Source organism: Promicromonospora sp. Populi (genome assembly GCF_041081105.1).
Classification (GTDB): Bacteria; Actinomycetota; Actinomycetes; order Actinomycetales; family Cellulomonadaceae; genus Promicromonospora.
Genome location: NZ_CP163528.1, coordinates 447,487 through 459,090, shown reverse-complemented (window position 1 = coordinate 459,090; position 11,604 = coordinate 447,487). Strand labels below are relative to the sequence as shown.

12 protein-coding genes are annotated in these 11,604 nt (G+C 72.4%); 1 reads left to right on the top strand and 11 read right to left on the bottom strand.

Translation table 11 applies throughout. The features are described from left to right. Positions 1 to 33 precede the first annotated feature (33 nt). The 11 genes from AB1046_RS01985 to AB1046_RS01935 all read right to left on the bottom strand — a co-directional run bounded on the left by AB1046_RS01985 (position 34) and on the right by AB1046_RS01935 (position 10,580). Complete coding sequence (locus AB1046_RS01985; protein WP_369372112.1) at positions 34 to 669, bottom strand: DNA-3-methyladenine glycosylase; 636 nt, start codon at positions 667 to 669, stop codon at positions 34 to 36. Next, entirely contained in the window at positions 666 to 1,220 is a 555-nt protein-coding gene (locus tag AB1046_RS01980) for a uridine kinase (RefSeq protein ID WP_369372111.1), read from the bottom strand. The genes AB1046_RS01985 and AB1046_RS01980 overlap by 4 nt, the downstream gene beginning before the upstream one ends. Before the next feature lie 87 nt (positions 1,221 to 1,307). Continuing rightward, positions 1,308 to 2,786 carry an argininosuccinate lyase gene (gene argH, locus AB1046_RS01975; RefSeq protein ID WP_369372110.1) on the bottom strand — a complete coding sequence of 493 codons (1,479 nt, stop codon included), beginning with the start codon at positions 2,784 to 2,786 and terminating at the stop codon, positions 1,308 to 1,310. After that, a complete protein-coding gene (locus tag AB1046_RS01970) occupies positions 2,783 to 4,012 on the bottom strand; it encodes an argininosuccinate synthase (RefSeq protein ID WP_369372109.1) in 1,230 nt (409 codons plus the stop codon). Before AB1046_RS01970 ends, argH begins: the two co-directional genes overlap by 4 nt. Before the next feature lie 52 nt (positions 4,013 to 4,064). Continuing rightward, positions 4,065 to 4,574, bottom strand: a complete 510-nt coding sequence (locus AB1046_RS01965; RefSeq protein WP_369372108.1) for an arginine repressor — start codon at positions 4,572 to 4,574, stop codon at positions 4,065 to 4,067. Next, a complete protein-coding gene (gene argF / locus AB1046_RS01960; RefSeq protein ID WP_369372107.1) occupies positions 4,574 to 5,503 on the bottom strand; it encodes an ornithine carbamoyltransferase in 930 nt (309 codons plus the stop codon). Before argF ends, AB1046_RS01965 begins: the two co-directional genes overlap by 1 nt. Then, positions 5,500 to 6,807, bottom strand: coding sequence for an acetylornithine transaminase (locus tag AB1046_RS01955; protein WP_369372106.1), 1,308 nt, complete (start codon positions 6,805 to 6,807; stop codon positions 5,500 to 5,502). Before AB1046_RS01955 ends, argF begins: the two co-directional genes overlap by 4 nt. Continuing rightward, a complete protein-coding gene (argB, locus tag AB1046_RS01950) occupies positions 6,804 to 7,745 on the bottom strand; it encodes an acetylglutamate kinase (RefSeq protein WP_369372105.1) in 942 nt (313 codons plus the stop codon). Before argB ends, AB1046_RS01955 begins: the two co-directional genes overlap by 4 nt. Beyond that, complete coding sequence (argJ, locus tag AB1046_RS01945) at positions 7,742 to 8,938, bottom strand: bifunctional glutamate N-acetyltransferase/amino-acid acetyltransferase ArgJ (protein ID WP_369372104.1); 1,197 nt, start codon at positions 8,936 to 8,938, stop codon at positions 7,742 to 7,744. The genes argB and argJ overlap by 4 nt, the downstream gene beginning before the upstream one ends. Beyond that, the gene (gene argC, locus AB1046_RS01940) at positions 8,935 to 10,017 is read right to left on the bottom strand and encodes an N-acetyl-gamma-glutamyl-phosphate reductase (RefSeq protein ID WP_369372103.1); all 1,083 of its coding nucleotides are present in this window, start codon (positions 10,015 to 10,017) and stop codon (positions 8,935 to 8,937) included. Before argC ends, argJ begins: the two co-directional genes overlap by 4 nt. Positions 10,018 to 10,079: 62 nt before the next feature. Continuing rightward, positions 10,080 to 10,580, bottom strand: coding sequence for an N-acetyltransferase family protein (locus AB1046_RS01935; protein WP_369372102.1), 501 nt, complete (start codon positions 10,578 to 10,580; stop codon positions 10,080 to 10,082). Between the two features lie 34 nt (positions 10,581 to 10,614). On the opposite strand from AB1046_RS01935, the gene AB1046_RS01930 reads away from it, so the two are divergent. After that, positions 10,615 to 11,598 (top strand): quinone oxidoreductase, encoded by a 984-nt coding sequence (locus tag AB1046_RS01930; protein ID WP_369372101.1) that lies wholly within the window; start codon positions 10,615 to 10,617, stop codon positions 11,596 to 11,598. The last annotated feature ends 6 nt before the right edge of the window (positions 11,599 to 11,604 follow it).

Sequence of the window (11,604 nt, the reverse complement as noted above, 5' to 3'; positions counted from 1 at the left end):
AACCCTAGCAGCCCTAGGCATAGGAGTACTAGGTCACCGGCGGGGCGGGGCCGCGCGGTAGGGCGAGACCGTCGGCTCGTCGGCGAGCCAGAAGCGCCAGGGATACAGGTCGGCGCGGCCGCCGTCGCCGCTCACGCCTACGCGGGGTCCGGTCAGCACCGTGCCCGACGGCGTTGTGCGCACCTCCAGGGACACCGCGCCCTCGGGGTCGGTGACGTCGGCGCCGTCGTCGGACAGGTCCAGGCCGAGTGCCACCGTGAGGCGGGCCGGGCCGCGGGCCAGGTCCCGGTCCGTGCGCGCCACGCCGGAGGCGAGGCGTCGGCTCCGGGCGAGGTTGACGCCGTCGGGCCCGGGACCCGTTATCTCACCGGCCCGCAGCAGGATCCCCGTCGCCGTTCCCTCCGGCCCGCAGACCACGTTGGCGCAGTGGTGCAGCCCAAGGTGCCGGTAAACGTACAGGTGCCCCGGCTCGCCGAACATCGTGGCGTTCCGGCGGTTCGGGCCGCGGAAGGCGTGGGAGCCGGGGTCGTTCGAGCCGTCGTACGCCTCTACCTCGGTGAGGCGCAGCGCCACCGGACCGTCGGGTGTGCGCCGGGTCAGGGTGGCGCCGAGCAGGTCGCGAGCGACGTCGACGACCGGGCGCAGGAACCAGTCACGCGTCGGGATCACTCGATGACGTTACCCAGGCCGTCCAGCCGCACGTCGGCGCGCTCCCGGGTCTGCTCCCTGGCGAAGTGCTGCGCCTCGTCCGCCATCCAGCGTTGCCAGTGCTCGCGCGCGTCCGCACCGTCGCGCGCCAGGCCGCGGCGCAGCCGCTCGGCGTCGTCCGCCTCGACCCAGATGCGGAACGCGCCAAAAGCGTCCACCTGGCGTGCGGCCGCGCCGCAGCCCTCCACCACGAGGTGGGCCGACGGCGGGACGTCATGCCACTCCGCCCACGCCCCGTCGACCCAGTCGTACCGGCGGTACCGGACCTGCTCCCCCGCGGCCAGCGGGTCCAGGACCCAGCGGCGCAGGTTCGCGGCACCGCCGTCGGGACCGGCGATCCAGCCCTCGTAGAGGTCGTCCATGTGGACCACCGGGGCCTCCAGGGCGTCGCCGAGCTGGGCGGCGAGCGTCGTCTTGCCGGAACCGGCAGGTCCGTCGACGCAGACTAGGCGCGCGTCGGCGGACCGGATCCGGTCCAGCAGGCCACCAAGAACTCCGGGCGCGACGGTCATCCCCACTCCTCACAGATTGGTGTACCCAGTGATTGTGCCCGGAACCCACGTGGGTTCCGGGCACAATCGCTGGCTACACGATCAGGACTACGGCTGGGCCCAGAACCGGTATTCCGTCGAGCGTTCCTTTGCCAGCTCGATCTGCTCCCGGACGCGGGCCGGGGCGGTGCCGCCCACGGCGTCGCGCGAGGCCAGGGAGCCCTCAACCGACAGCACGCCGCGCACCTCGGGTGTGAGGTGCTCCGAGATCTTGGCAAGGTCCTCGTCGGACAGGTCCCAGAGCTCGATGCCGCGCGCCTCGCACTCCTGCACGCAGGAGCCCGCTACCTCGTGCGCCACCCGGAACGGGACACCCTGCTTCACGAGCCATTCGGCGATGTCGGTGGCCAGCGAGAAGCCCTGCGGGGCGAGCTCGGCCATCCGGGCGGTGTCGAAGACCATGGTGCGCACCATGCCCGAGAACGCGGGCAGCACCGTCGTGAGCGTCGCCACCTGGTCGAACACCGGCTCCTTGTCCTCCTGCAGGTCGCGGTTGTACGCGAGCGGCAGGCCCTTGAGCGTGGTGAGCAGGCCGGTGAGGTCGCCGATCACGCGGCCGGCCTTGCCGCGGGCAAGCTCGGCGATGTCCGGGTTCTTCTTCTGCGGCATGATCGAGGAGCCCGTGGAGTACGCGTCGTCCAGCCGGACGAACCCGAACTCCTTGGTGTTCCAGAGGATGACCTCCTCCGCGATCCGCGACAGGTCCACCGCGATCATCGCCGCGACGAACGCGAACTCCGCCGCCACGTCACGCGACGCCGTGCCGTCGATCGAGTTCTCGACCGGGCCGCCCTCCAGGCCCAGGTCCGCGGCCACGGCCGCCGGGTCCAGGCCGAGGGACGAGCCCGCGAGCGCGCCGGAGCCGTAGGGCGACTTCGAGGCGCGCACGTCCCAGTCGAGGAATCGGTCGACGTCGCGCAGCATCGGCCAGGCGTGCGCCAGCAGGTGGTGCGCCAGCAGCACCGGCTGGGCGTGCTGCAGGTGCGTGCGCCCAGGCATGGGGGCGTCGCCCGCCGCGACCGCCTGGGTGATCAGCTCGTCCACGAGGTCCAGGAGCTGCGCGGCGATGGTGCGGGCCTGGTCGCGCAGGTAGAGCCGCACCAGCGTGGCGATCTGGTCGTTGCGGGACCGGCCGGCGCGGAGCTTGCCGCCCAGCTCCTCCCCGGCACGCTCCAGCAGGCCGCGTTCGAGGGCGGTGTGCACGTCCTCGTCGTCGAGCACCGGGAGGAAGGCGCCGGAGGCGACGTCCTGCTCCAGCATGTCCAGCGCGTCGATCATCCGGGCGAGCTCCGGCTCGGTGAGCAGGCTCGCGCCCGCCAGGACGCGGGCGTGCGCCTTCGAGCCGGCGATGTCGTAGGGCGCCAGCCGCCAGTCGAAGTGCGTCGACTGCGAGAGCGCGGCGAGCTCCGGCGCGGGGCCACCGGCGAAGCGACCGCCCCAGAGAGCGACCTTTTCGCCGGTGCGAGCCCCGAGCGTGCCGGACCCGGCCTGCTCGACGTCGTTGCCCGCGCCGTCGTGTTCCGTCACAGTGCCCCGACCCCCAGGTCCACGCCGTTGCCGAACTTCTCGTCGCGCGCCGCGGCGAGCTTGGCCGTCAGGCCGTAGATCTCGATGAAGCCACGCGCCATGGACTGGTCGAACGCGTCGCCCTCGTCGTAGGTGGCGAGGTTGAAGTCGTACAGCGACTGCTCCGAGCGGCGCCCGGTCACCGTCGCGCGGCCGCCGTGCATCACCATGCGGATCTCGCCGGAGACGTACTTCTGGGTGTCGTCGATGAAGACGTCCAGCGACTTCTTCAGGGGCGAGAACCACATGCCGTCGTAGACCAGCTCGCTCCAGCGCTGCTCGACCTGGCGCTTGAACCGCGCCTGCTCGCGCTCCAGGGTGACGTTCTCCAGCTCCTGGTGCGCGGTGATCAGCGCGATCGCGCCGGGCGCCTCGTAGATCTCGCGGGACTTGATGCCCACCAGGCGGTCCTCGACGATGTCGATGCGGCCGATGCCCTGCGCGCCGGCGCGGCGGTTCATCTCCTGGATGGCCTGCAGCGGCGTGACGGCGGTGCCGTCGATCGCCACGGGGACACCCTGCTCGAACGTGATGATCACCTCGTCCGCCACCGGCGGGAACGTCGGGTCGTCCGTGTAGGAGTAGACGTCCTTGGTGGGCTCGTTCCAGATGTCCTCGAGGAAGCCCGTCTCCACGGCGCGACCCCACACGTTCTGGTCGATCGAGAACGGGTTGTTCTTCGTGGTCGCGATCGGGAGCTTGTTGCGCTCCGCGTAGTCGATGGCCTTCTCGCGGGTCAGGGCGAGGTCACGCACGGGCGCTATCGACTTCAGGTCGGGGGCGAGCGAGGTGGTGGCCACCTCGAACCGGACCTGGTCGTTGCCCTTGCCGGTGCAGCCGTGCGCCACGGTGGAGGCGCCGAACTGGCGGGCCGCGCGCACCAGGTGCTTGACGATGACGGGGCGCGAGATGGCGGAGACCAGCGGGTAGCGGTCGAGGTACATGCCGTTGGCCCGGAGCGCAGGCATGCAGTACTCGCCCGCGAACTCGTCGCGCGCGTCGGCGATGTATGCCTCGACGGCGCCGCAGTCGAGCGCGCGCTGGCGGATGACGTTCATGTCCTCGCCACCCTGGCCGACGTCGACGGCCACGGCGACCACCTCGGCCCCGGTGGCCTCGGCGATCCAGCCGATGGCGACGGAGGTGTCCAGGCCGCCCGAGTAGGCGAGCACGACGCGTTCAGTCATGATTGACGATCTCTTTCCGGTGGAGGTTTTCGGGTGCAATTCTTGTGTGTTTTCAGGCGCTGAGCGCGAGGAAGCGTGCGGCCAGCCCGGCGCCGTCGGCGTCCCGGGCGATGACGAGGATCGTGTCGTCCCCCGCGATGGTGCCGAGCATCCCGGGAAATACCGAGTGGTCGATCGCCGAGGCCAGCAGGTTCGCCGCGCCGGGCGGGGTGCGGAGCACCACGAGGTTGCCCGACGACTCGGCCGATACCAGCAGCTCCTTGGCGAGCCGGGTCAGCCGTGCGGCCAGGTACTCCTCGCCGGCGTCGGACTGGGCGGTGCGGTCGCCGCCCTCGCCCGGCACGGCGTAGACGAGCGTGCCGTCCGAACCGCGCACCTTCTCGGCCTGCAGCTCGATCAGGTCCCGCGAGAGCGTGCCCTGCGTGACGCTCACGCCGTCGGCCGCCAGGGCGTCGGCGAGCTCCGCCTGCGAGTGGATGGCGTTCCGGCTCACGATCTGCGTGATCCGCGCGTGCCGCGCGGCCTTCGTCGTCGCGGTCGTCGCGCTCTGCTTGGTGACCATCAGCTCTGCTCCAGCAGCCAGGCCAGCAGCGCCTTCTGCGCGTGCAGGCGGTTCTCGGCCTCGTCCCAGACCACGGACCGCGGGCCGTCGATGACCTCAGCGGTGATCTCCTTGCCGCGGTAGGCCGGCAGGCAGTGCAGCACCAGGACGTCCGGGGCGGCGCCCGCGAGCAGCTCCGTGTTCAGCTGGTAGTCCCAGAACGGCTTGGCCCGCTCATCGGCCTGCGCCTCGTCGCCCATCGACACCCAGGTGTCGGTGGCCACGACGTCGGCCCCGGCGACGGCGTCCTCGGCCGACGTCGTCACGGTCACCGAGCCGCCGGTGGTCGCGGCGATGTCGCGCGCCCGGGCGACCACGGCGTCGTCGGGCAGGAATCCCTCGGGACCCGCTACCCGCACGTGCAGACCCGCCGTGGCGCCGCCCAGCAGGTACGAGCTGGCCATGTTGTTCGCGGCGTCACCCACGTAGGCGAACGTGGTGCCCGGCAGGGAGTCGAGCCCGCGGTGCTGCGCAATAGTGAGCAGGTCCGCGAGGATCTGGCACGGGTGGAACTGATCGGTCAGCGCGTTGATCACCGGCACCCGCGAGACGGCCGCCATCTCGTTGATGCGCTCCTGCCCGAACGTGCGCCACACGATGGCGCTGACCTGCCGGTCGAGCACGCGTGTGGTGTCCGCGATGGACTCGCGCACGCCGATCCCGGCGAGGTTGCCGTCCACCAGCAGCGGGAACCCGCCGAGCTCCGCGATGCCGGTCGCGAACGACACCTGGGTGCGCAGCGTCGGCTTGTCCGTGATGAATGCGACCGCGCGCGGGCCATCCAGCGGGCGCCTGGCGAACCGGTCGGCCCGCAGGGCGAGGCCGAGCTCCAGGACGGCCTTCTGCTCGGCCGGCGTCAGGTCGTCGTCGCGCAGGAAGTGGCGGGTCATGCGTGGTCCTCCTTCGTCTCGACGGCGCCGTCGCGCAGCGAGAGGGACGCGAAGAAGCGGGCCGCGTCCTTCGCCTGCTCCGGGGTCAGGATCAGGGGCGGGGCGAGCCGGATCGCGTCGGGCGCCACGGCGTTCACGATGAGTCCCGCCTCCAGAGCGACGGTGGCCACCTGCGGCGCCACCGGCTCGTTCAGCACGACGGCGAGCAGCAGCCCCCGCCCGCGGACCTCCTTGACGAGCGGGCTGCCGCTCATCTCGATCTCCTGGCGCAGCAGCGCCCCGACCTCGCGGACGTTCGCCAGCAGGCCGTCGCGCTCGATCACGCCGATCGTCGCGAGCGCCGCCGCGGCCGCGACGGGGTTGCCGCCGAACGTGCTGCCGTGCTGCCCGCGGCCCAGCAGGTGCGCCGCCTCGCCGTAGGCGATCACGCCGCCCACGGGGAAGCCGCCGCCGAGGCCCTTGGCGACCAGGACGACGTCGGGCACTATGCCGCCGCCGATCTCCGGCTGCTGGTAGGCGAACCAGGTGCCGCACCGACCCATGCCGGTCTGGACCTCGTCCAGGACGAGCAGGGCGCCGTGCGCCTTGGTGATGCGGCGGGCGGCTGCGAGGTAGCCCGGCGGCAGGGGCCGCACGCCGCCCTCGCCCTGCACGGGCTCGACCACCAGGGCTGCGACCTCGCCGTGCTCGGCGACGGACTGGGGGGTGAACGCGGCCTCCAGGGCCGCGAGGTCGCCGAAGGGCAGGTGCTCGACACCGCCCGGGAGCGGCTCGAACGGCTCGCGGTAGGCGGCCTTCGCGGTCAGCGCGAGGGCGCCCATCGACCGCCCGTGGAACCCTCCTTCGAGGGCAAGCACCCGGGTGCGGGTGCCCACCCCGGACGACGACGACACCCGGCGCGTCATCTTGAACGCCGCCTCGACCGCCTCCGTGCCCGAGTTGGTCAGGAACACGCGCGAGCCGGCCGGGGCCTCCGCCGCGCGCAGCAGCGTCTCGGCCAGGGCGATCTGGGCGGGTGTGCCGAAGAAGTTCGAGACGTGCCCGAGCGTGCCGAGCTGGGCGCTGATCGCCGCCGTGAGCGTCGGGTGGGCGTGGCCCAGCGAGTTCACGGCGATGCCGCCGAGCAGGTCGAGGTAACGCTTGCCGTCGGCATCCCACACGTAAGCGCCCTCGCCGCGCACCAGCACGCGCTGCGGCGGGCCGAACGTGTCCATCACGGCGCCCGTGTACCGCTGCGTCCACGCGGCGACGGACCCGCTGGCGGCCAGGGCCGAAGTGTCCTCGGCCGGGATCACCGTGCTCATGCGGTCACACCTTCCTTTGTCGTCGCCTGCGTCGTCGTGACCGGCGCCGGGACGACCATCGTCCCGTTGCCCTGCGTGGTGAAGACCTCCAGCAGCGCGCTGTGCGGCTGCCGACCGTCGATGACCGTCGCGGCAGGCACGCCGCCCTCGACCGCGCGCAGGCACGCCTCCATCTTCGGCACCATCCCGGACTCCAGGCTCGGCAGGAGCTCGGCCAGCTCCGGCGCCGTGATCCGCTGCACCAGCGAGTCCCGGTCGGGCCAGCGGGTGTACAACCCCTCGACGTCGGTCAGGACGATGAGCTTCTTGGCGCCCAGCGCCACCGCGAGCGCCGAGGCGGCAGTGTCCGCGTTGACGTTCAGCACCTGGGTCGGGTCGTCCTTGTCGGGCGCGATCGTGGACACCACGGGGATGCGGCCGGCCTGCAGCAGGTCCTCCACGGCCCTCGGGTCCACCTGGACGACGTCGCCCACGAGGCCGACGTCGACGGGCTCGCCCTGCACGATGGCGTGGCGGCGTTCGGCGCCCAGCAGGCCGCCGTCCTCCCCCGAGAGGCCGACGGCGACCGGGCCGTGCGCGTTGATCAGGCCGACCAGCTCCCGGCTGACCTGCCCGGTCAGGACCATGCGCACCACCTCCATCGCCTCCGGTGTGGTGACGCGCAGGCCGCCCTTGAACTCCGTGGCGATGCCGAGGCGGTCCAGCATGGTGTTGATCTGCGGTCCGCCGCCGTGCACGACGACGGGGCGCAGCCCGACCTGCCGCAGGAACACCATGTCCTGCGCGAACGCGGCCTTGAGCCCGGCGTCGATCATGGCGTTGCCGCCGTACTTGATCACGACGAGCGCGCCGGAGAACTCCTGCAGCCAGGGCAGGGCCTCGATGAGGACCTCGGCCTTCTGGTCGGGGCGCAGCCCGTTGACGATGTCGCTGCTCATGAGCTGTACGCGCTGTTCTCGTGGACGTAGTCGTGCGTCAGGTCGTTGGTCCAGAGCGTGATCTCGGCGTCCCCCGCGTGCAGGTCGATGGTGAACGTGACGTCGCGCGCGGCGGCCATGTCCACCTTCTCGGGCGGCTCGTGGGCGCCGCCCGCCTTGCAGACCATGACCCCGTTGACGCTCACGTCGAGCTCGGCGGGGTCGAACGGCGCGACGTCCTCGGGCACCGTGCCGACCTGGGAGAGGATGCGGCCCCAGTTGGGGTCGTTGCCGAACACCGCGGACTTGACCAGGTTGGACCGGCTCACGGCGCGCGCGACGGCGAGCGCCGCGTCCTCGGTGGTGGCGTTCGTGACGGTGATCGCGATGTCGTGGGACGCGCCCTCGGCGTCGGCGACGAGCTGCCGGGCCAGGTCCGCGCAGATCGCCGTGACCGCCTCGGTGAGCGTCTTCAGGTCGGGCGTGACGCAGGAGGCGCCCGAGGCCATCAGCACCACGGTGTCCGAGGTGGACATGGCGCCGTCGGAGTCGACGCGGTCGAACGTGACCCGCGTGGCGGCGCGCAGGGCAGCGTCCGCGTCGTCGGCGGGGACGACGGCGTCGGTGGTCACCACGCACAGCATCGTCGCCAGGGCGGGGGCGAGCATGCCCGCGCCCTTGGCCATACCGCCGATCGTGAAGCTGCCCGACGGCGTCTCGACGGTGCGCACCGCTGTCTTGGAGACGGTGTCGGTGGTCATGATCGCGGCGGCCGCGGCCTGGCCGGCCGCGGCGTCGGCCGCGAGCGTGCCGACCGCGACGGGGATACCGGCCAGCAGCTTGTCCGCGGCCAGGCGGACGCCGATCAGGCCGGTGGACGCCACGAGCACGTCGATGGCGCCGATCCCGAGCTCGTCGGCGACCTTCTCGGCGGTGGAGTGCGCGTCCTGGAACCCGCCCGGGCCGGTGCACACGTTGGCGCCCCCGGAGTTGAGCACCACCGCGCGCGCCACGCCGTCCTTGACCGCCTGCCGCGACCACATGACCGGCGCACCGACCACGCGGTTGCTCGTGAACACCGCGGCGGCCGTGTGCTCGGGGCCGTCGTTGACGACGAGGGCCAGGTCCGGCGTGCCGGACGCCTTGAGGCCGGCCGTGACGCCTGCGGCGCGGAACCCCTGAGCGGCGGTGACCCCCGCTGCGGCGTCGGTCATGGTGCGACTCCTTCGGTGATGAGGCCGGCGGTCTCCCGCAGGCCGAGGGCGAGGTTCATGGACTGGATCGCGGCGCCCGCGGTCCCCTTGACGAGGTTGTCGATGGCCGTGACCGTGACCACCCGGCGGGCGGCGGCGTCGACCGTGACCTGCACGCACGCCGTGTTGGCGCCCAGCGTCATCGCGGTGCTGGGCCACTGGCCCTCGGGGAGCAGGTGAACAAACGGCTCGTCGGCGTACGCGGCCTCCCACGCGGCGCGGACCTGCTCAGGGTCTACCCCCGTGACCAGCGGGGCGGTCACCGTCGCGAGGATGCCGCGCGCCATCGGCACGAGGGTGGGCGTGAAGCTGATGCCCGGCTGGGCGGCACCGGCGGCCCGCAGGTTCTGCAGGATCTCCGGGATGTGCCGGTGCGTGCCGCCCACCCCGTACGGCTGCGCTGCGCCCAGCGCCTCGCTCGCCAGGAGGTGCGGCTTGAGCGCCTTGCCGGCGCCGGAGTACCCGTTGGCCAGCACGGCGACGATGTCTTCGCTCTCCACGACGCCGGCCGCCACGCCCGGCTGCAGGCCCAGGGTGACCGCCGTGACGTTGCAGCCGGGCACGGCGATGCGACGGGCGCCGGGCAGCTTGTCACGCTGGCGGGCGGCGGTGGCGACGTCGGCCCCCGGCGCCTCGGCGTGGATCAGCTCGGGCAGCCCGTAGGGCCAGGTCCCGGCGTGTGCGGAACCGTAGAACTGCTCCCAGTCGCTCGCCGACTCCAGCCGGTGGTCGGCCCCGAGGTCGACGACGAGGACGTCGTCCGGCAGCTGGGCCGCCATCTTGCCCGACGCTCCGTGCGGCAGGGCGAGCACCACCACGTCGTGCTCGCGCAGCGCTTCGGGTGTGGTGGGCTCCAGGATGCGGTTCGCCAGGCCACGCAGGTGCGGCTGGACCTCGCCCAGGCTCGACCCGGCGTTGCTGTGCGCGGTGACGGTGCCGATCTCGACGAAGGGATGGGCCGCCAGCAGACGGAGGGTCTCTCCGCCCGCATAACCGGACGCGCCGGCGACGGCGACTCGGACGAGCTGGCTGCTGGACATATTCCGCAGCATACATAATTATGCAGCGACGGGGCAACCGGATAGATGGCCGCCCGGACAGGTCAGGAGTCAGAGAGCGGCAGGTACATCACGTGCAGCCCCGTGTACCCGTGCTCGGGCGAGCGGAACGCGCCGGGCACCGTACCGACGATCTCGAACCCGAGCGCCTGCCACAGGTGCACGGCCGCCACGTTGGACTCGACCACAGCGTTGAACTGGATGCCCCGGAAACCCTGCTCCCGGTGCCACGCGATCACGTGCTCGCCCAGCGCACGCCCGACCCCGCGCCCACGGGCGGCGTCGGACACCATGAACGAAGCGGTGCCGATATGAGCACCGTTGCCCGGGCGATTGGGGCCCATCTTGGCGGTGCCGAGCACCTCGCCGTCATCCTGGAGCACCACCGTGGCGCCGGGCGGCCGCTCGATCCAGTAGGCGCGGGCGGTCTCCTCGTCGATCTCGACGGGATACGTGTAGGTCTCCCCCGCGCGGCACACGGCCTCGATGATCGGCCAGACGGCGGGCCAGTCGGACTCGACGAAGGGGCGGATGGTTCGGGTCACGCGGCACAACCTACCCGCGGCATAGGCTCGGCCCATGCATGCAGTCGTAGCCCGCGAGGCGGGCGGTCCCGAGATCCTGCAGTACACCGAGCTCCCCGATCCGACGCCGGGGCCCGGACAGCTCCTGGTCCGCGTCGCGGCGGCGGGCGTGAACTTCATCGACACGTATCGCCGAGCCGGCGTGTACCCCATGTCATACCCCCACGTGGTGGGTGCCGAGGGTGCGGGCACCGTGGAGGCGCTCGGTGACGACGTCACCGGGTTCGCGATCGGCGACCGGGTGGCCTGGCACGACGGGCCCGGCTCGTACGCGGAGCTGGTGGCGGTCGACGCCGCGGGCGCCGTGCACGTGCCGGACGGCCTGGACCTCACCACCGCCGCCGCTCTACCACTGCAGGGCATCACCGCGCACTATCTGGTGCGGTCCACGTTCGAGGTGCAGCCCGGGCACGACGTGCTGCTGCACGCGGGCGCGGGCGGCGTCGGGCTGCTGGCCACCCAGCTCGCCGTCGCGCACGGCGGGCGGGTCCTGACCACGGTCTCGACGCCGGAGAAGGCCGCGCTCTCCAGCGCGGCCGGCGCCGCACACACCATCGACTACGCGGCGATGGACGACATCACCGCCGAGCTGCCGGCAGTGGTGCGCAAGCTCACCGACGGCCAGGGCGTGCACGTCGTGTACGACGGCGTCGGCAGGTCCACGTTCGAGGCGTCCCTCGCGTCGTTGCGCACGCGCGGGATGCTCGTCCTGTTCGGCGGCGCGTCCGGCCAGGTGCCGCCGTTCGACCCGCAGCGGCTCAACAAGGCCGGCTCCCTGTTCCTCACGCGGCCGACCAGCGGGCACTACACGGCGACGCGGGGCGAGCTCGAGTGGCGCATGTCGGAGGTGTTCGGGGCAGCCGTGGCCGGCGACCTGGACGTCCGGGTCGGCAGCACGTTCCCGCTGCGCGACGCCGGCGCGGCGCACGCGGCGCTGGAGGCCCGGGCCACGACGGGCAAGGTGCTGCTGGTTCCCTGAGGGTGG